This window comes from Eilatimonas milleporae, assembly GCF_003688555.1.
GTDB lineage: Bacteria > Pseudomonadota > Alphaproteobacteria > Sphingomonadales > Kordiimonadaceae > Eilatimonas > Eilatimonas milleporae.
This window is the reverse complement of record NZ_REFR01000016.1, coordinates 113,417-131,617: the sequence shown is the minus strand read 5'-3', so window position 1 is coordinate 131,617 and position 18,201 is coordinate 113,417. Positions and strand designations below refer to the sequence as shown.

The following is an 18,201-nucleotide window of genomic DNA, read 5'->3' as shown; positions in this document are numbered from 1 at the left end:
CCAGCGCGTGGGAGCGCAGGCGAGGCACCGGGAGCCACAATGGAAAAGCTGGTTATTCGCGGGGGCAAACCCCTGGCCGGATGTGTTGAAATCAGCGGCGCGAAAAACTCCGCTTTAAAGCTGATGTGCGCCAGTCTGCTGACGGATGATGCACTGACACTGGATAATCTGCCCCGCCTGGCCGACATCACGACACTGAGCGACCTGTTGAACCATCTGGGCGTGACAATCACGGTACGGGGCGGCACCGGAGGGCGGCTGAAAGGCCGGACCATGACCTTCGACGCGAGTACGATTTCAGACACCGTCGCACCGTATGACATCGTGCGCAAAATGCGGGCCTCCATCCTGGTGCTTGGGCCGCTTGTGAGCCGTGCGGGCGAGGCCATCGTTTCCCTGCCGGGGGGCTGTGCGATCGGCACACGTCCCATCGACCTGCACCTGAAAGCGCTGCAAACACTGGGCGCCGATATTGATCTGGAATCCGGCTATGTCCGCGCCAGTGCGCCGCGCGGCCTGAAAGGCGCGGTAATCCGCTTTCCTTTCGTCAGTGTCGGTGCGACCGAGAACGCGCTGATGGCCGCAACCCTGGCCCACGGCGAAACGGTCATCGAGAACGCCGCCCGCGAACCGGAAATCAGCGATCTTGCCAGCTGCCTCAGTGCCATGGGCGCCATTATCGAAGGGGCAGGCACGGAAACCATCCGCATTCAGGGGGTTGACCGTTTGCACGGTGCCACCCACCGGGTGATGCCGGACAGGGTTGAAGCCGGCTCCTATGCCGTCGCCGCGCTGATCACCGGCGGCGACCTGCGCCTGAACGGCGCCGGCATAGAGGATATGAGCGCCGTCATCGATGCTCTGCGGGCTGCCGGCGGAACCATTGCTGCCGATGATGACAGTCTGCATGTGCGTTCCAACGGCAGAGCGCACCCCCTGACACTGATCACACAACCGTTTCCGGGATTCCCGACGGACTGTCAGGCGCAGTTCATGGCCCTTGCCGCACTGGCCGATGGCGCCAGTGTGATTACGGAGACCATCTTCGAAAACCGCTATATGCATGTCTCGGAACTGTGCCGTCTTGGTGCGGACATCACTGTTACAGGCGCCAGTGCGACGATACGCGGGGTGGGACGATTGCGCGGCGCCCCCGTCATGGCGACGGACCTGCGGGCGAGTATGGGACTGGCACTGGCGGGGCTGGCCGCCGAGGGTACAACCGAAATCAATCGCCTGTATCATCTGGACCGGGGATATGAACGGCTGGAGGAAAAGCTGCGCGGCGTCGGCGCGGATGTTGAACGGGTGCCTGCTTGAAGCTAGTGTCCTTATCTGCTTAAAAAGCGCGGGCCTATCCGGTGCGTTCATAAGCCGCCTGTAACCCGCAGACGCCATATTTCGAAATGTTCCAAACACCCCAATCAGTTAGTCGTGCATGTCCAAATCACTGAAACTCTATGGTCAGACCGAAGATGACCTGACCGTGCTGTCCGGCCTGATGCAGGATGCCGCGGTCCGGGTCGGCGACATGGCCTATGATCCGGCAGTGCGGCGCTTTGCCATGGTGGCGAACCGCTTCCGCTGGGAACAGGCCGACGCAGGGCGAAAGCGCCAGCCAGGCGAACGGGTCCGGACCGGCCTTCACTTCAACAGTGTCGACAGCGTGGCCTTGAAAGGGGTCGATCGCGGACAGCCGGATGCCATGCTTGATCTGCTGGCCATAACCTGGCAGGCCGGCGCCGACGGCACGGGGAATGTGACGCTGATCTTTGCCGGCGGCGCCAGCGTAAGAGTTGCGGTAGAATGTATCGACGCCGTATTAAACGATTTGTCGTCGGCATGGCCGGCACGCGCCAGGCCCGCGCATGAAAATGACGACCGGTCGGAAGAGGAACGACCTGAAACAGTGCAGGACGGAGACGCCTCATGGAATTGAGCGAAAAACTGGTTCTGGCCTTGCCGAAGGGGCGGATTCTCAAGGAAGTGATGCCGCTGGTCCGGCTTGCCGGGATCGAGCCCGAACCGGCCTTTGACGACCCGGCCAGCCGGCAACTGCAATTCGCCACCAATGTGCCCAACCTGAGCATTATCCGCGTGCGGGCCTTTGATGCCGCGACTTTTGTCGCTTTCGGCGGTGCCCATATGGGTGTGGTCGGTAATGATGTCCTGATGGAATTCGGGTACAGCGATCTTTATTCTCCGATCGATCTCGACATTGGTCACTGCCGCCTGTCACTGGCCATGCCGGAAACAGCGGCTGACGAAGATCCGCAAGGCTGGTCGCATATCCGGGTCGCGACAAAATACCCCAATCTGACCTGCCGCTACTTTGCCGAACGGGGCATTCAGGCGGAATGCGTCAAGCTGAACGGCGCCATGGAGCTGGCCCCGTCCCTTGGACTGTCCAAAAGAATAGTGGATCTGGTATCCACAGGCGGCACCCTGAAAGCCAATAAACTGAAGGAAGTCGCGGTTCTGGCCCGCATCACCAGCCGGCTTGTGGTCAACCGTCCCGCCTTCAAGGTGCGCCCGGCGGAGCTGACATACTGGATCGATCGCTTCAAGGAGGCAGTGTCCCATGGCCAGGCGGCTTGACGCGAAAGCGGACGACTTCGAGACCCAGTTCGCCGACCTGCTGGCCGAGCGGCGCGATACAACAGCCGATGTGGCGGACAGCGTGTCTGAAATCCTGTCCCGTATCCGCACCGAAGGCGACCGTGCGCTGCACGATCTGACACACCGTTTCGATCGTTTCGACACAGGCCAAAGCGGCCTTGCCCTGAGCAGTGCCGACATAGCCGCAGCCGAAGGCACGCTGGACAGCAAGGTCCGCGAGGCCCTGGCACAGGCAGCGGACCGGATCCGTGCTTTCCACACCCGGCAGCAACCGGACACTCTGGATTATGTCGATGACACCGGCACGCGTCTGGGCCAGCGCTGGCGCCCGGTGGATGCCGCCGGCCTGTATGTGCCGGGTGGCCGGGCAAGCTATCCGTCCAGCGTGCTGATGAATGCCATTCCCGCCAGCGTGGCAGGTGTCGAGCGTGTGGTGATGACGGTCCCGACACCTGACGGCGTCATCAATCCGGCGGTTGTCACCGCCGCGCGCCTTGCGGGTGTCACGGAAATCTATCGCGTCGGCGGGGCACAGGCCGTCGGGGCCCTGGCCTTTGGTACGGAAACAATCCGGCCTGTGGACATGATTGTCGGTCCCGGCAATGCCTATGTGGCGGAAGCAAAACGCCAGGTGTTCGGCACGGTTGGTATCGACACCATCGCTGGCCCGTCCGAAATACTGGTCGTGGCGGACGGCGCCAACGATCCGGCATGGATCGCTGCGGACCTGTTGTCACAGGCGGAACACGATCCGGTCGCCCAAAGCATTCTGATCACGGACGATCCCGCTTTTGCCACTGCTGTCGAAGCGGCTGTGGAAACACATCTGTCCACCCTGTCCAGTGAAGCGGTGGCCAGGGCGTCCTGGGACGATTTCGGATACAGTATTGTTTTGCCGGACCTGCGTGACGCCGCGGACCTGATCAATCGTCTGGCGCCGGAGCATCTGGAGCTGGCTGTCGCACAGCCCGACGATCTGTTTGCCGACATCCGCAATGCCGGTGCCGTTTTTCTCGGCCGCCATACGCCGGAAGCCATCGGCGATTATGTGGCCGGCCCTAATCATGTGCTGCCGACGGGACGGGCCGCGCGGTTCTCCGGCGGGCTCAGCGTTTATGATTTCATGAAACGCACCAGTTTTGTCGCCTGCACATCGGACAGCCTGCAGGCGATCGGCCCCGCGGCCATAACCCTGGCCCGTGCCGAGGGCCTGCCCGCACACGCCCTGTCAGTGGCCCTGCGCCTCGAAGACAGAGAGTGAAGAACAGGAAGTGAGAGGCGCGAGTGAGGAACGGCAAGTGACCCGAGATCTTGTGACAAGGGCATGCCATGGCGGATGATACCGGCCAGAAAACCTGCGCGCGCCTTATTGACGTGCAGCTTGACGAATCCACCATCACGCGCTGGAGCGCGGAGATCGAGCATGAAAGGCGTGTCGCGGTCTACGATCTTTTGGAAGAAAACAGTTTTGACCTGCTGAAATCGGCGGATAGCGGGTATCCTGGGCCGTACCGTCTGATTCTGAAAGTGGCCGAAGGCCGGCTGGTATTCGATGTACACAGCGAAGATGCCAGACCGCTGATGAGCTTCCGTCTGGCGATGAGCCCGTTTCGCCGCATCGTGCGTGAATATTACGCCATCTGCGACAGTTATTATGAAGCCATCAAATCCGCCAGCCCCGGCCAGATCGAGGCCATCGACATGGGACGGCGCGGCCTTCACAACCAGGGCAGTGAACTGCTGATGGAAAGGCTGGAAGGCAAGATAAGGGTGGACATGGATACGGCCCGCCGTTTGTTCACCCTTGTGTGCGTGCTGCATCTCAAAGGGGGACGGGGACCGCGATGAACACGGCGGCGGATCATGCGGCAACCGAACACGCGGAACCCACCGGGGCCGCGCCACCGCCCAAGCGCGGCGTCCTGTTTGTCTGCAATCAGAATGCCGTCCGCAGTCCCATGGCCGAGGGCTTGGCGGATGCGTCTGCGCGTCTCCATGGGCGCCGGGGCTTAAAAATCGCCTCCGTCGGTCTGGCGCCAGGGCTTCTGGACGGGTTTTCCGTGGCCGCCATGGCCGAAATGGGGCTGGATATCGCCGATCATACGCCCGAGCCCATCACCACCGTATCCCTTGCCGATTATGATGTCGTGATCGCCCTGACCAGCGCTGCCAACGCCTATCTGCGGGAACGATACCCCGAACTGGCCGACAGGCTGCATTACTGGCCGGTTGCGGACCCGGCAGCCGGGGAAGGCAATCGCGACCAGCGCCTGGCCGGCTACCGCACAGTGCGCGACAGCCTGAAATCCCGCATCAATGCCTTGATGGCGGGAACGGCGCCATACAGCAGCTGATATCGCCCGGGCAAAACCACCACGATGAATAATGGCCAAATCGCTTGCATTTTCAGGTCATCGACGCCATGTATGACCGCATTTGGCGAAGCGGCCTTGTATGGAGACAGAATGGCTAAGGAAGAAGTACTGGAAATGCGGGGCACGGTGACAGAACTGCTGCCCAACGCAATGTTTCGCGTAAAACTGGAAAACGGGCACGAAGTGCTGGGTCACACCGCCGGAAAAATGCGCAAGAATCGCATCCGCGTGCTGGCCGGGGACGATGTGCTTGTTGAATTGACGCCCTATGATCTGACAAAGGGGCGGATCACCTACCGCTTCAAATAGGATCGCGCGCGCCCATGCCCGGCCCTCAAAGCGCGCCCGACCTGTATCCGCAAAACACCGCGTCTTCGCACACGCCCGCCGTGCCGCCGGTTCCGCTTGTGCTGGCATCGGCATCGCCCCGCCGCCATGACCTGCTGGCGCAGATCGGCATTACACCGGACCTGGTGGATCCGGCGGATATTGACGAAACACCGCACACCGGTGAAACACCCAAAATCTATGCCGAACGTATGGCCCGGGAAAAAACCGGCACCGTTGCCGCGCGGCATTCAGGGGCCGTTATTCTGGGGGCAGACACCGTTGTCGCGGTGGGCCGGCGCATCCTGCCCAAGGCCGAGGATGAACACAGCGCAAAAAGCTGTCTGGCCCTGTTGAGCGGACGGCGGCACAGGGTCATCACCGGTATCGCATTGACCACACCGGACGGAAACAGTCGGGTAAAGTCGGTCACCAGCACAGTCGTCTTCAAACGCCTGTCGGCTGCCGAGGTCACGGCGTATCTGGCATGCGGGGAATGGCACGGCAAAGCCGGGGGATATGCGATACAGGGCCTGGCGGCGCGGTTTATACGCCAGGTATCGGGATCATATTCGGCGATTGTCGGCCTGCCGCTTTTCGAGGTTGGCGGATGGCTGGAAACACACTGGCGTCCAAACCGCCCGGCTGGCGCCACACCCCCGGAGATACCCTGATGCGCACCATTATCGAGGCCGGCATTGGCCGGTGGCGCAGCGCCGTCATCGATCAGGACGGATTTCCGGCCCGGCTGACATTTCATGACAGTAACACTGTCAGCCCCATCGGCAGCATTGTGGATGCCCGCGTGCGCCAGGTGAACGCCCGGCTGGATATGGTTTTCCTGGACTTAGGACCCCTTGGCGAGGGCGTCATGAACCGCCGCCGTGCGCGCCAGCGCGTCAAGGGGGCGGTGAAACGGCTGTCGGACTGCGCCCATGAAGGGGAATGCCTGCGCGTACAGGTCCTGTCGGACCCCGGTGTTCTGGAAACCGGCAAGGCGCTGTCGGTCACGCCCCGCGCCCGCCTGGTGGGCCGATACGTGGTGGCCGAATGTCTGAGCGCGCGCGACGGGAACAGCACCGGCAAACTCAGCCTGTCCAATGATCTGCCGCCCAAACGGGCCCGCGCCCTGGACGCCGCGCTCAGCCCCCTGACGGCACAGGCGGGGGTCAACCTGATCGTCCGCAGCCGGGCGGCCAGTGTCGACGATGCCTTTGTTATTATGGAAGCGGAACGTTTAACAAAACCCCTTTCCGCGCCCCTGGAAACGGGCACACTGTACAGTCCCGCGCTGATTGATCTGGCCCTCACCGCTGTGGAAGACGGCGATGTCCCCGTGCAGTTTGCCGACCGTGCCAGTCTGACGCAGGCCCGCACAGTGACCGCGGACCGCTACCCGGACCTGTCCGCACGGCTGGATATCCATCCTGCGGGCATGGCCGCTTTTGAGGAAGACGGTGTCGAGGACGCCTTGCAGGAAGCGCTGGCAGACCGGATTGTCCTGCCATCCGGTGGCTGGCTGTCCATCCATGAGACACCGGCGCTGACGGCCATTGATGTGAATATGGGCGCGGCACTGGCCGCCCACGGGCCGCAGGAAGCCATTCGGCGGGTCAATCTGGAAGCGGCCCTGGCCATTGCCCACCATCTGGACTTTCAGGATATCGGCGGTTTGATCGTCACGGACTTTATCGATATGCGGGCAAAAGACGCGGTGGCGGACTTAACCGCGACGCTGGATGCCGCCCTGGGTGAGCACAAGACCCCGGTCGAGCGTACCGGCCTGTCACGGTTCGGCCTGATGGAACTGCGCCGGGCCCGCAGCGGCCTGTCGCTGCGGCAGCGCCTACTGACGCGCCCGGCCACACCGGGCGGCCCCAACGCGGCCGCACAGGCCCTGTCCCTGCTGCAACAGGCGCAGCGGCTTGGCCGGCAGGCACAGCCCGGCACGCTGACCATGGCCGCCCCCGAGGCTGTCACCGCCTGGCTGGACGCGCGCCCCGAACTGATCAGGGCCCTTGAACAGGACAGCCTGCGCCAGGTTGTCGTGAAAACCGCCGATACTGTCTCCGTCACCATACAGGAGACCGGGCGCACCGGAACCGTCACCGCATAAGCGATCACCCCTGACAGAAGCACAGACATGACATCCCGCACCCCTGAAAAGCCGGCACCGGCAAAACCATGCCCCCAGTGCGGCAAGCCTGCCACCGCACGGTATCGCCCCTTCTGTTCAAAACGCTGTGCCGATATCGATCTGGGCCGCTGGCTCAGCGAGGATTATGTCCTGCCGGGAAACACGAACGCCCGCGCCCCGGAAGACGATGACAACGGCCTTTGATCCCCCGGCCGGGGGAACCGTATAGCCCCCGGCATGATTTTTTTGCACCCGGCGCTGGACAGGACGGCGGCGATTGGCTAAACAGCCTGACGCCGCCAGCGGAACACCGTTCCGGACAGGCGCCGCCCTATGTGCCCAGGTAGCTCAGTTGGTAGAGCAGCGGACTGAAAATCCGCGTGTCGGTGGTTCGAATCCGCCCCTGGGCACCACTTTCCCCTTCATACGCATCCGCAACAGTCCAAATCTTTGTATCACAATACCTTTTATGTTCGTGAATATAGTCTGTCCAAACCACATCGTATAATATGATTTCCTGCTCGATATTGCAGACGACATGTAGAAAACAACAACGCCCGCAGGTAAGGCGGCGCTTTCGGCAAGGGTGTCCTACCGATGTGAAAGATGCTATCAACCGGTCGGTTTATGGACTGTCCGATAGTGTGCTGAATGACTGACTGATCAGGTGGGCATTGCGATGGCGGCTGAAAACAAGGACGACCTGCAGGCTTTGATGCAAAAAGACCATGCCAGGCTGATGAAGACCCTGGATACGGTCGATGACGCACTGGCTGTCACGCCGATGCCGGAAGACGGTATCACCATCAAAGACACCATTGATCACCGGACACACTGGATCGGCCTGTTTTTCAACTGGTATGCCGACGGCAAGGCAGGCAGGACGGTACACCTGCCCGCCCCGGGGTATAAATGGAACCAGTTAAAGGAATACAATGCCAAGGTCCGCGCCGCCTCGCAGGGCAAGTCGTGGCAGGCCGTTCTGGCAGACTTTGCCGACGCCCATAACAGGCTCAGCGCGTTTATCGCGGCAGCGGACAATTCCGAACTGTACACGGAAAAGCCATACGCCTGGACCGGGAAATGGACCCTTGGCCGATACGCCGAGGCATCCGGGCCCAGTCATTACCGTTCCGCCAACACCTATATCCGTAAACTGATCCGCACAGTCAGCAAGGCGGCGGACGCCTGACATACCTGCCCGGACAGCGCCCCATTTATGGCGCCGGCGATTGCACCGCCGTTCCATAGGCCACGATTTCAACGCCGGTGATGCCGCTACCGGACGCCAGTGAGGCAATGTCCATGGTGACAAAGCGAATGTTGAGGACCGCATCCGCCCCCCTGGCCGCCGCGTCGGCTTTCAGACGCAAGACCGCTTCGCGCCGGGCACGGACATACAGTCCTTCATAGGGCCTGAGCCGGCCGCCCAGCAGTTTGGCAAAACCCGTCGCAACTGCCAGAAAGTAATCCTGTCCTATGACGACAGACCCCTGCACCAGTCCAAGGGTGCGAAAAGCGGTTTCAGATGTGCCTCTGCCCGCGGCAACGCTGATACCGCGCAAAGCCCGTTCCCTCTCGGCAAGGGATGCCAGATGCCGTCTTTCAGAGGCGCGGCCCGCCACATATCCGACGGGTATCAAGACGAAAAATCCGCCAAGGAAAAACAGAAATTCCATCTAGCGGTCTTTCCCCGCCAGCCGGACAGCCGTTCCATAAGCCAGAATTTCAGCGGCCCCATGCGTCACCGCGGATGTGGACAAACGGACATTGACGACGGCGTCGGCGCCCTTGGCTTTTGCCTCGCTTTTCATACGGTCTATGGCTTCGAAGCGGGCTTCTTCCAACAGTTCGGTGTAGCCGGCGAGCTCTCCGCTAACGATATTCTTCAGGCCCGCCATGATGTCGCGTCCGACATGCTTGGCACGCACCGTGCTGCCCTGGACCAGGCCAAGATGGTCGACCACATCGTATCCGGGCACGGTTTCAATATTGGTGATGATCATGGTTCAGTCCCTGCGTTTGTCATATCGGCGGGGAGACCTGCCCATTGGAACAGATCCAAAAATCTCTTCGTAAGGGATCAAAAGCTTTATGCCCAGCCACGGCGACGGAAGTCGGTCAGAATGTCGACAAAACGGCGCATTTCGTCAGGCGTTCCCAGTGACAGCCGGTTCCAGCCCGGCCCTGTCCGCATATAGCGCCCCACCAGCACACCATGATCAGCCATACGGCGTTTATAGTCCGCGTGGTCAGCGGCAATGCGGTGCAAAACGAAATTGGTGTGGCCCGGAATATGACCAAGGCCGAGCGTATCAAGCGTGTCGGTCAGAATGGTCCTGGCTTCGGTGTTCTGGCGAAGACAATGGGCCCGCCAGGACGTATCGGCCAGAGAGGCTTTTGCCACCATCAGGCCCGTACTGTTGATGTTCCACCCGTCACTGAAACGGGATAGATCCGCCATGGTATCCTTGTGCGCGACCGCATACCCCACACGCAGACCGGCCATACCGTGAAGCTTGGAAAAGGTCCGCGTGACAATGACATTTCGGTGCCCGTCGCGGATCAGGCGAACAGCACTTTCGTAAGACGGCGCATCCACATAGTCATGGTACGCCTCATCAATGAGAAAGATGGTTTCCTCGTCCGCGCGGCGGATCCAGTCGAAAAGCGCGGGCGTGGGGGCAACAACACCGGTCGGGTTGTTCGGCGTGACCATATAGACAAGCACGGGGCCGCCGTCCTTGCGTGCGGCTTTTTCCATGGCGACCATATCAGGGGCGAAATCCTTGCCTGTAGGCACCCCATGATAAGCCAGCCCCAGATCACGGCACAGCCGTTCGACAATGCCAAAAGTCGGGTCCTGTGCGACCACCCTGCCCTCGGCGGTGGATGGCCTGTTCTGGCGGAAGCTCTGCACAATGGCACGAATGGACGCCGTGGAACCGTTGGTCAGCAGGATCTGATCCGGCGATACGGTCAGGTCAGCCGCCAATGCGTCGCACAGGGCCTGCGCATGACCGTCGGGGTACCGATTGGCGACATCCAGGGACCGGGCGAAAACCTTCCGGGCTTCCGGGGACATGCCCAGACTGTTCTCATTACTGTCCAGCCTGAGAATGGACTGCCGTGCGGGGCGGTCCTGATCATGCGGCGTTCCCGCACGGGCCTGACTGCGCCATGCCGCTGCGGGTCCGGCCGCTGCCGGCATCAGCATGGCACCCAGGGACATTTGCAATAGCGTTCGGCGTGACGGCATGTGTTTCCCCCAAGTGCGTCCAGTGCTGTCCGTAGATTAAAGCAACCTGTTCCGCAGCCGCAACATATGCCTGCGCGACAAGAGGATGGCATGACTCAAACAAAAACAATCAGCGCGTATCATGGCGGCATGCGCCACTGTCGGTTTTTCTGGCGGAACATGGGCAGCGTAAGCCAGTTCCTTTGATAAGGATATAACGGCGTGCGGATAATACGGCACTGCATCATCATCTATCTATCTGATATTATTAAATTTTATCTTAAAAACCGGTAATATGGTCTAAGAATCCATGAGGATTTTTCGTAAATTTAATACAGTCATCACAATTCAGGTGCAGCCGTGTATGTGTGGTTGTTTTCGCGACCTACCCGCATCCCACGTTCAGAGTACTGTCGGCTGCGTATCGTCCGCACCCGATGGTCAAGCCAAACGGTCTTGCAATGAAACAGATTATCCACAATATCCGTCACATCTCGATCCTGGCACGTGTCGGTGGACTGGCTGTCATCGCCATTGTCGCATTGGTCTGCGTGCTGGCCGTCAATTTCTGGACGACGGAGAATCGCAGTTTCGCGGAAGGCATGGCGGTCAAATACAGCGACCTCCTGTCCAATGCCCGCTTTGTTGAGTTGCAAGGGCTGCAGTTACGCCAGCATGAAAAGAATTTCCTGCTGGAAAAAGACGTGCAGTTCCGCACCGCCTATGTCCGCACGGCGGACGCCATCGCCAACCAGATTTCAGCACTTTATGATGATCTGAGCGGCGAGGGACGCTCTGCCGCGGTGCGGTTGCAGCAGGTTCTGCAACGCCACCGCGGCCAATTCAACATCGTCGCCAATCTGCAGGAAGAGGTCGGCCTCAACGAAGAATCCGGTCTGCAGGGAGCCCTCCGTGAGGCCGTGCATACGATCGAAGAAGCACTAAAGAATCACAGCAACAAGGATCTGAGCATCCTGATGCTGATGATGCGCCGGCATGAAAAGGATTTCATTGCCCGGCTGGATCCGAAATACATCACCCGCATCGCCACACGTGACCAGGAATTCCGCACAGCCCTCGATAACGCCGCCTTTCCCGATGAGGTGAAGGCCCTGATCAGGGAAAAACTGGGCTTGTATGTGCAGGCGTTCAACAACTATGCCGCCAAACGCCAGGAACTGATCCGCGAAATCACCGAGCTGGAGACAATCTACGAACAAACCCTGGAAGGGTATGAGGGTATCCGGGATTTTGCGTCTGCGGGCTATGCCAGGGCACAGGCCGATGCGGCCCGGACAACGGAAACCGCCAGCATCCTGACCTGGGGCATCAGTATCGTGGCCATTCTCGCAGCCGGTCTTGGATCGGCAATCGTGGTCTCAACCACTGTCGGGCCGGTCAGGCGGCTTCAGGCCGCTGTCAGCCAGATTGCTGACGGGCAATTCGATACGCATGTTCCGGGCACGGAGTACCGCGATGAGCTGGGCGGCGTGGCGCAGGCCATCGAAACACTGAGAGACAATGCGTCGGAGCGTCTGCGGCTTGAACAGGAAGCCAAGGAGTTTCAGGCCCGCGAAGCCCGGCGTGAACGGGAAGAAAGCGAAAACAAGGTCGCGCAGGAACGGGCCCGTTTCGAGGAAGAGGCACACCTCGCCCAGGAACGGGAAGAACGCGCGGACGCGCTGCGCCGTCTTGTCGCCGGGTTTGAGGAACAGATCAGCAAGAACATGCTGCGCCTGAGCGATGCCTCCTACGATATGCAGGAAAGCGCGCAAACCATGTTCGATGTGGCTGAAAAAACGGGCACAAGCGCCACATCGGTCACAAATGCAGCAAGCGCGATGGATGACAGCGTCTCGGTCATGAGTACCGCGATTGAAGAGTTTTCCGCCTCTATCGCCGAGGTGAACGCCCAGGTCCGGTCCGCCAATACGCTTTGCGACAATGCGGTCTCGGCCACATCGGAAGGCACGGACTCCATCACCAGCCTCGCTGAAAGTGCCAAACAGGTGGATGAAGTCATGCAGCTTATCGAGGATATAGCCGCTCAGACCAACCTGCTGGCCCTCAACGCAACGATCGAGGCGGCACGCGCCGGCGAAGCCGGCAAAGGCTTTGCGGTTGTGGCGTCGGAAGTGAAGTCGCTGGCCAACCAGACCGCCAGCGCCACCGACAGAGTCGGCACCCAGATCAAGGGCATGCAGACAAGCGTCGAGATCGTGGTGGGGGCCATGCAGAATGTGAAGGATATCATCGATCAGTTAAACAGCATCATGACCGGCATCGCCTCCGCCAGCGAGGAACAGGAAAGCACCACCAGCGAAATCCGCCGCAATGTCTCCGTGTCCACGGAAAGCGCCCGCCAGGTCTCCGCAGAGATTTCCGACGTAAACAGCAATGTGTCCAAAACCCGCGAAGTCTCGGGCAGTGTGCGCACCGCCGCCGATGACCTGAGTCGCCTTGGGGAAACCATGTCACGCGATACCAGCGAATTTCTGCAACAGGTCCGCACCATGTAAAGGCCGTCTGCCGGTCTCTTCCGCAAACGCTCTTGACTGCCGGGTCGAAACAATGATAGCGAGCAGAAGCTTGATAACTGGACAGGAATTGTCATGTTATTGGCTTAAGTGTGCCTGATGCCGGGGTTCGGCAGGGCATGTGGATTATGCTAACCAAGAAGGGTTATTTGCCCCGGAGGTCGGTTGCAACCGGTCGAACGGGACCCTAAATCACCACACACGCGACTGCCCTCTTGGTTTACCGACAGATTTTCCGTCTACCGTTCGCCAATGGGACTTCGCACGATACGAAAAGGAGACCCCCCATGGCTACAGGTACCGTCAAATGGTTCAACGCCACCAAAGGTTACGGTTTTATTCAGCCTGACGAAGGCGGCAAGGACGTTTTCGTCCATGTTTCCGCTGTTGAGCAGGCCGGTCTGAACGGACTGCAGGACAACCAGAAGATCTCTTACGAGCTTCAGGAAGATCGCAAAGGCCGCAGCTCCGCCGGAAATCTTGAGCTTCTCTAAAACTGTTTGAGACCGTTACGCGGCCTGAAACCGTTTCACTGTATGCGATTTTCAGCCGCCCAGTTCCCGACGCAGGCGCCGGACCAAATCCTGTGCCTGCGTCATATCAGCGGCTTCGGCCTCGACGATACTGCGGAAAAGCCGCTGTCTGAAGTGCCGGGCGTCAAACCCGTCCGGCAACGCGTCCGGGCCGGCCGCATCCAGAAGAAAGTCCAGAAGCCGCGACGCCGCATGCAGGCGTCCCCAAAGATAATCATTTTCACGCGCTCTGCGGCTGAAAAAGGCGCCGAAATTCTGGAGCCGCGTTCCCATAAGCGGATGATCGCTATCGGCAGTCAGGACCGGCAGATCGAAGCCGCTACAGTCCTGCGGGCTGATACGGTCCACACGCACTTCGTCCAGCTCCAGAAGGTCTGGCTGAGCCTTAAGGGGCAATATGGCCACATCGAAAAAACCGAATCCCACATACGCCCTGAACAAACCGAGCCCAAGGGAATCGCCGGGTAGAGTGCGCATGCACTCCGCCATGATCCCGTCCACACCGGCATCTCTTTCCGCTAACCCCATGCAGCGACCCAGCATTGCCAGAAGGTCCTCGGGGCCATCGTACGTACAGGCTTTTTCAAACGCACCGGCCATGCCGGGATCATCCCTGTAGACATCAGGCTGCCACAGGGTCTTGTAGGCCTCTAAATGCTCATAAAGCCGTTGCTTCACCGACAGGATCGCCTGTGCGCCATCCTGGTGGCGATAACGGGGCAGAAATGCATTCAACCGTCGGATCACGAACCGGATACGCCGGATACGAAAATCCACATCGAAGGCCCGCATCATGTCCGCAAACCCGTCATCAGCCGTCTCTTCCAGCGATGATGCGGAAGCCGGCTTTTCCGATAAGGGCACCGAAGTCCAGCGATACAGCGGTCCATGCCAGTCCCCTGCACGCTTGTCATGCCCATATTCACGGGCCAGTGCATCCAGCAGTTTGGACAACCGTTCCACAAGCCGGACACGCTTGGCCTCGCGATATGTGCCATAGCTGTAACCAGCCTGCATACGCGCCAACCTGTATGCCCGCATACGCCAATCGGCGAGACGGTCCGGCTGCATGGTGGACAGGGATAGTGGCGCCACCATTTCATCCACATGGGCTGCGACGTCCGCCTCTACGGCATGTAACACTGTCTCCAGCCGACGATTGTCCCTGTTCATCCTGGCGATACCACGAAGGTTTTCGTAAATCGGCTCCATTCTGGGAATTTCCGCGATTGACGACAGGATGTTGCGGAAAAAACCGGGTGGCGGAGGGACACTGCCCTTCAGAAAATGCGCGGGCTCAGCGGGATTGGGGTCGACATATATGATTCTGCGATCGACCTCACGGTGGGCGGGACGGTCGTGGATTGCCTGCATCACCGCCTGAAACGGTTTGTTGTTTGTAACACTGCCGTCGATAAAGGACATGGCATGCAACGCTTCCAGGCGCGTTCGGTCCTCCAGAAAGATGGAGAAATTACGCTTCAGAAAAGCATTCTTATGCGACCATCCGGCCCCCCGTTCACGCAGCAGCCTTTCAACATCGTTCAACGTCACAGCGGGAAAGGCTCCGGGAAAGGACGATGTCGCCCGCGCCGCAAAAGCAAGACCCGCCAGATTAGCATCGGTAAAATCACTCATGCCGACCGCAGAGACCGGCTGCATATGGGAAAACCCAAGAGTGACCTGATGCTGGGTTTCGATAATCTCCGCCGGGTCATGCAGGCTGAGGCGCCTGTGCTGACCGTGGAAATTGGTCAGGCTGACGAACAGGTCCAGCCTGTGCCCAGGGGGGAGAAGACTTTGCTTCCAGTCGGACATATGGTCGGGTGCCTTTCCCATGGCGGCACCCGCATCGAACATCCACGACAGCATGCGGTCCCCCGAGAAGGGCGGATTGAACCAGCGGGACCGCAGGAAGCGGTTCAATTTGCGCCGTGTTTCCGACCCTTCCGGTATTTCGGGATACAGGCTTTTGCGGAATGCCCAAAAAAGGGGATAGAGATACGCCTTGCTGAAACGCCGGGCGTGCGTTTCCTCGTTCATCAACTGTTCGATATCGCCCAGTTCGAACCACATCCGGCGCAGCGGCTCAAGGCTGAGGTCATGCGCCACGGCGCGGGCCAGGAAAATACCGTTGATCCCCCCGGCGGACGCACCCGATATGGCATCGAGAATAACACGCAGCCGCACACGCGGTGCCAGGGCCTGCAAAAGGGACACGTACAGCTCTTCCGTGCCGTTGCAGCCGTCACGCAAAGGAGTCTCTGCAGCGCCTCCCGGCGCATGGAAACGCCGGGAGGCTTTGATCAGCTTGAGGATTTCGTTTGAAACGCCGCTCATGTAAACGGCAAGCGAAACGCCGCCGAAACAGACGAGGCCCAGCCTCAGCTCCAACTCACGCACGGCTGGCGGGATATATGTCCATCAAAGGACATATCCATATATTGCCACAAAATGACTGACACTGCCGGCCACGACAAAAACATGCCAGATGGCATGGGAATACGGCATGGATTTCAGCGCATAAAAAACCGCGCCTATGGTAAAGCACAGGCCGCCGGCCAGCAGCCATTGAAACCCTGCCGCAGGCAGACGCGCCCAAAGCTCGTCAATCACCAGAACACCCGCCCAGCCCATCGCCAGATACACCAGAAGAGACATCAGGCTGAAACGCTTGGCCGTTTTGCGCAAAAATGCCTTCACCTTCAGGACGGTCCCGACCACCGCGGCACTCCAGACCCCCAGCATGATCCACAACCCTGTTGTCTGGGGCAGGGTAATGAGTGCGATCGGTGTGTATGTGCCGGCAATTTTGAAGTAGATGGCCGCATGATCAAGCATCTTGAAAAAGGGCTGGAAACGGCTTTTGAAACTGGAGTGATAAAGCGTCGAGGCCAGATACATGGCGATCATACATCCGGCATAAAGCGAGACGGCCACAACAGGAACAGGACCATCCCCGGCCGCCTTTATCACCAGAAAGACCAGCCCGACAATCGCCAGCACTGCAGCGATACCGTGCGTCAGAATATGCAGGATTTCCTCGCGAAACGAATAACCGGACACACTGACGGCAGCGGCTGCCCCAGGCACCATTGACCCGGTATCGGCAGCATCTTCCGGAGAAGGTGAACTCATGGGATCACATCCCTTTTCCAACATTTTGTGACACCGGCCTCTCAAGTGGTTGCCGTTCTCGCCCACCCAGAGTGACAGTATGATAGTTTATGGGCCGCGCCGTCATCCCAAAACCGATAAATCACCATTGGGGCAGCGGAATGGCAAACCAACACGCCAGGACGAGCCAGCATCTTGCAAGCGGTAAGACATTCCGCCATGACAGAATCGGAAAGTGTGCTCACGGACCAGGGGGGAGGCAAACATGACCGATACACAGCCTTTGCCGGATTACAGCCGGTTTTACCGACATACCGGCAGCCTGCACCGGGATCTTGTCTCGGCATTGAAGGACAGCGCACCTTCACCCACCCCGCGCCGATTTCTGCATATTGTCAATCATATTCATATGGACGAAAGCAAGCAGCTGGCGCGAGCCCAGAAGGTAAGCTGGGAAAGCATGCGCCGGTCACGCGCCTATACGATGCAGTTTCAGACGGACCTCGTCATCGATCTGTTGGCCACCGGCTTTGCCGAGGACCGACCCGCCATTCCCCAGGGCTTTATCCCTGTCGCCGAACTGAGCCGTAAGGCAAGCGACCTTTTCGATTTTAACACACCGCGCCCACTGCCGTTGCTTTTCGATATTCTTGAACGCGGCCGCGACCATCACCTGGCAACGCGGGCCGAGGGAGTGCGCGATTATATTATTCTGACCAATGCGGACATCGCCGTGCTGCCGCATTTCTACAGCTATGCCGACTGGCTGATCGGCATGGGACACGATGCAGTGATCATCAATCGCAGGGAAATCGACGACTTTTCCGAGGATGTGGCAAACCTAGCCGCCATGCAGGCGGAAATGGGCACGGACCATCCGGGTCTGGACTGTTTCATCTTTCCGGCGGACTGGATGGAGGATTTCGTCAGATCGGACTCCATCATCGGCACGGGCATGGTTATGCGCTCGCTTCTGTTCAACCTTATCGCCAAAGCCGACAACCCTGTCGCCATCCTGGACGCTCACGCGACTTTTCACATCGGCATCGACCCGGACACAGGCATTCAGCATTACAGAGATTATGAAGCCCACAACATGGCAGAATGCCTGAAAGTCATCGCTGCCTTGGAAACCCGGCCGGGTGTCAGGGACAGATTGCAGCGCTTCGTCCACGATACCCGCGAACACAGCTGGCTGCCCGATGGCATCCTCGGCGTTCGAAGGCCGCAGCCCGGACCTTTGTCCCGGCTGTTAAGGCCGGTCAAACAGCGGCTCAAACGCATGCTGAGCTCATAAAAGCTGGGCCATACGGGCCGG

19 protein-coding genes and 1 tRNA gene are annotated in these 18,201 nt (G+C 59.7%); 15 read left to right on the top strand and 5 right to left on the bottom strand.

Translation table 11 applies throughout. The features are described 5' to 3' along the window. The first annotated feature begins 39 nt into the window (after positions 1-39). From murA to BXY39_RS18015, 12 genes are all read left to right on the top strand, one after another. The gene (gene murA, locus BXY39_RS18070; RefSeq protein WP_121940307.1) at positions 40-1,320 is read left to right on the top strand and encodes a UDP-N-acetylglucosamine 1-carboxyvinyltransferase; all 1,281 of its coding nucleotides are present in this window, start codon (positions 40-42) and stop codon (positions 1,318-1,320) included. Between the two features lie 118 nt (positions 1,321-1,438). Then, positions 1,439-1,939 carry a DUF2948 family protein gene (locus BXY39_RS18065; RefSeq protein ID WP_121940306.1) on the top strand — a complete coding sequence of 167 codons (501 nt, stop codon included), beginning with the start codon at positions 1,439-1,441 and terminating at the stop codon, positions 1,937-1,939. After that, entirely contained in the window at positions 1,930-2,598 is a 669-nt protein-coding gene (hisG, locus tag BXY39_RS18060; protein ID WP_121940305.1) for an ATP phosphoribosyltransferase, read from the top strand. Before BXY39_RS18065 ends, hisG begins: the two co-directional genes overlap by 10 nt. Beyond that, positions 2,582-3,880 carry a histidinol dehydrogenase gene (gene hisD, locus BXY39_RS18055; RefSeq protein ID WP_121940304.1) on the top strand — a complete coding sequence of 433 codons (1,299 nt, stop codon included), beginning with the start codon at positions 2,582-2,584 and terminating at the stop codon, positions 3,878-3,880. The genes hisG and hisD overlap by 17 nt, the downstream gene beginning before the upstream one ends. A gap of 68 nt (positions 3,881-3,948) precedes the next feature. Beyond that, a complete protein-coding gene (locus BXY39_RS18050; protein WP_121940303.1) occupies positions 3,949-4,467 on the top strand; it encodes a UPF0262 family protein in 519 nt (172 codons plus the stop codon). After that, the gene (locus BXY39_RS18045; RefSeq protein WP_121940302.1) at positions 4,464-4,973 is read left to right on the top strand and encodes an arsenate-mycothiol transferase ArsC; all 510 of its coding nucleotides are present in this window, start codon (positions 4,464-4,466) and stop codon (positions 4,971-4,973) included. Before BXY39_RS18050 ends, BXY39_RS18045 begins: the two co-directional genes overlap by 4 nt. Before the next feature lie 111 nt (positions 4,974-5,084). Beyond that, on the top strand, positions 5,085-5,303 hold the full coding sequence (infA, locus tag BXY39_RS18040) for a translation initiation factor IF-1 (protein WP_121940301.1): 219 nt from the start codon (positions 5,085-5,087) through the stop codon (positions 5,301-5,303). Between the two features lie 14 nt (positions 5,304-5,317). Next, on the top strand, positions 5,318-5,995 hold the full coding sequence (locus BXY39_RS18035; RefSeq protein ID WP_121940300.1) for a Maf family protein: 678 nt from the start codon (positions 5,318-5,320) through the stop codon (positions 5,993-5,995). Next, the gene (locus BXY39_RS18030) at positions 5,932-7,437 is read left to right on the top strand and encodes a ribonuclease E/G (RefSeq protein WP_121940299.1); all 1,506 of its coding nucleotides are present in this window, start codon (positions 5,932-5,934) and stop codon (positions 7,435-7,437) included. Before BXY39_RS18035 ends, BXY39_RS18030 begins: the two co-directional genes overlap by 64 nt. A gap of 27 nt (positions 7,438-7,464) precedes the next feature. Further along, on the top strand, positions 7,465-7,662 hold the full coding sequence (locus tag BXY39_RS18025) for a DNA gyrase inhibitor YacG (protein WP_121940298.1): 198 nt from the start codon (positions 7,465-7,467) through the stop codon (positions 7,660-7,662). 133 nt (positions 7,663-7,795) lie between these two features. Beyond that, positions 7,796-7,871 (top strand) — tRNA-Phe (locus tag BXY39_RS18020). Positions 7,872-8,137: 266 nt separating this feature from the next. Further along, on the top strand, positions 8,138-8,650 hold the full coding sequence (locus BXY39_RS18015) for a ClbS/DfsB family four-helix bundle protein (protein ID WP_121940297.1): 513 nt from the start codon (positions 8,138-8,140) through the stop codon (positions 8,648-8,650). Positions 8,651-8,675: 25 nt separating this feature from the next. Here the strand turns inward: BXY39_RS18015 and BXY39_RS18010 are convergent, their stop codons facing one another. The 3 genes from BXY39_RS18010 to BXY39_RS18000 form a co-directional block, all read right to left on the bottom strand. Then, positions 8,676-9,137 carry a YbjQ family protein gene (locus BXY39_RS18010; protein WP_121940296.1) on the bottom strand — a complete coding sequence of 154 codons (462 nt, stop codon included), beginning with the start codon at positions 9,135-9,137 and terminating at the stop codon, positions 8,676-8,678. Further along, positions 9,138-9,464 (bottom strand): YbjQ family protein, encoded by a 327-nt coding sequence (locus tag BXY39_RS18005; RefSeq protein ID WP_121940295.1) that lies wholly within the window; start codon positions 9,462-9,464, stop codon positions 9,138-9,140. A gap of 86 nt (positions 9,465-9,550) precedes the next feature. After that, positions 9,551-10,717, bottom strand: coding sequence for a pyridoxal phosphate-dependent aminotransferase (locus tag BXY39_RS18000; protein WP_121940294.1), 1,167 nt, complete (start codon positions 10,715-10,717; stop codon positions 9,551-9,553). A 440-nt stretch (positions 10,718-11,157) separates the two neighbouring features. Between BXY39_RS18000 and BXY39_RS17995 the strand changes: the two genes are divergently transcribed. Together BXY39_RS17995 and BXY39_RS17990 are read left to right on the top strand one after the other, a co-directional pair. Beyond that, positions 11,158-13,215: a methyl-accepting chemotaxis protein gene (locus tag BXY39_RS17995; RefSeq protein ID WP_170163950.1), complete on the top strand. Its 2,058-nt coding sequence runs from the start codon at positions 11,158-11,160 to the stop codon at positions 13,213-13,215. Between the two features lie 305 nt (positions 13,216-13,520). Further along, positions 13,521-13,727, top strand: coding sequence for a cold-shock protein (locus BXY39_RS17990; protein ID WP_121940292.1), 207 nt, complete (start codon positions 13,521-13,523; stop codon positions 13,725-13,727). A gap of 51 nt (positions 13,728-13,778) precedes the next feature. Here the strand turns inward: BXY39_RS17990 and BXY39_RS17985 are convergent, their stop codons facing one another. Beyond that, positions 13,779-16,169, bottom strand: coding sequence for a patatin-like protein (locus tag BXY39_RS17985; RefSeq protein WP_121940291.1), 2,391 nt, complete (start codon positions 16,167-16,169; stop codon positions 13,779-13,781). A 21-nt stretch (positions 16,170-16,190) separates the two neighbouring features. Beyond that, positions 16,191-16,904 carry a PAQR family membrane homeostasis protein TrhA gene (gene trhA, locus BXY39_RS17980; RefSeq protein ID WP_211332331.1) on the bottom strand — a complete coding sequence of 238 codons (714 nt, stop codon included), beginning with the start codon at positions 16,902-16,904 and terminating at the stop codon, positions 16,191-16,193. A gap of 244 nt (positions 16,905-17,148) precedes the next feature. On the opposite strand from trhA, the gene BXY39_RS17975 reads away from it, so the two are divergent. Continuing rightward, on the top strand, positions 17,149-18,180 hold the full coding sequence (locus BXY39_RS17975; protein WP_121940289.1) for a hypothetical protein: 1,032 nt from the start codon (positions 17,149-17,151) through the stop codon (positions 18,178-18,180). Positions 18,181-18,201: the final 21 nt, after the last annotated feature.

What these genes read in the sequence shown, in the direction of transcription:
- murA (WP_121940307.1), top strand. Translation starts at nt 40, where the DNA reads ATGGAAAAGCTGGTTATTCGCGGGGGCAAACCCCTGGCCGGATGTGTT.
- BXY39_RS18065 (WP_121940306.1), top strand. Translation starts at nt 1,439, where the DNA reads ATGTCCAAATCACTGAAACTCTATGGTCAGACCGAAGATGACCTGACC.
- hisG (WP_121940305.1), top strand. Translation starts at nt 1,930, where the DNA reads ATGGAATTGAGCGAAAAACTGGTTCTGGCCTTGCCGAAGGGGCGGATT.
- hisD (WP_121940304.1), top strand. Translation starts at nt 2,582, where the DNA reads ATGGCCAGGCGGCTTGACGCGAAAGCGGACGACTTCGAGACCCAGTTC.
- BXY39_RS18050 (WP_121940303.1), top strand. Translation starts at nt 3,949, where the DNA reads ATGGCGGATGATACCGGCCAGAAAACCTGCGCGCGCCTTATTGACGTG.
- BXY39_RS18045 (WP_121940302.1), top strand. Translation starts at nt 4,464, where the DNA reads ATGAACACGGCGGCGGATCATGCGGCAACCGAACACGCGGAACCCACC.
- infA (WP_121940301.1), top strand. Translation starts at nt 5,085, where the DNA reads ATGGCTAAGGAAGAAGTACTGGAAATGCGGGGCACGGTGACAGAACTG.
- BXY39_RS18035 (WP_121940300.1), top strand. Translation starts at nt 5,318, where the DNA reads ATGCCCGGCCCTCAAAGCGCGCCCGACCTGTATCCGCAAAACACCGCG.
- BXY39_RS18030 (WP_121940299.1), top strand. Translation starts at nt 5,932, where the DNA reads ATGGCTGGAAACACACTGGCGTCCAAACCGCCCGGCTGGCGCCACACC.
- BXY39_RS18025 (WP_121940298.1), top strand. Translation starts at nt 7,465, where the DNA reads ATGACATCCCGCACCCCTGAAAAGCCGGCACCGGCAAAACCATGCCCC.
- BXY39_RS18015 (WP_121940297.1), top strand. Translation starts at nt 8,138, where the DNA reads ATGGCGGCTGAAAACAAGGACGACCTGCAGGCTTTGATGCAAAAAGAC.
- BXY39_RS18010 (WP_121940296.1), bottom strand. Translation starts at nt 9,137, where the DNA reads ATGGAATTTCTGTTTTTCCTTGGCGGATTTTTCGTCTTGATACCCGTC.
- BXY39_RS18005 (WP_121940295.1), bottom strand. Translation starts at nt 9,464, where the DNA reads ATGATCATCACCAATATTGAAACCGTGCCCGGATACGATGTGGTCGAC.
- BXY39_RS18000 (WP_121940294.1), bottom strand. Translation starts at nt 10,717, where the DNA reads ATGCCGTCACGCCGAACGCTATTGCAAATGTCCCTGGGTGCCATGCTG.
- BXY39_RS17995 (WP_170163950.1), top strand. Translation starts at nt 11,158, where the DNA reads ATGAAACAGATTATCCACAATATCCGTCACATCTCGATCCTGGCACGT.
- BXY39_RS17990 (WP_121940292.1), top strand. Translation starts at nt 13,521, where the DNA reads ATGGCTACAGGTACCGTCAAATGGTTCAACGCCACCAAAGGTTACGGT.
- trhA (WP_211332331.1), bottom strand. Translation starts at nt 16,904, where the DNA reads ATGAGTTCACCTTCTCCGGAAGATGCTGCCGATACCGGGTCAATGGTG.
- BXY39_RS17975 (WP_121940289.1), top strand. Translation starts at nt 17,149, where the DNA reads ATGACCGATACACAGCCTTTGCCGGATTACAGCCGGTTTTACCGACAT.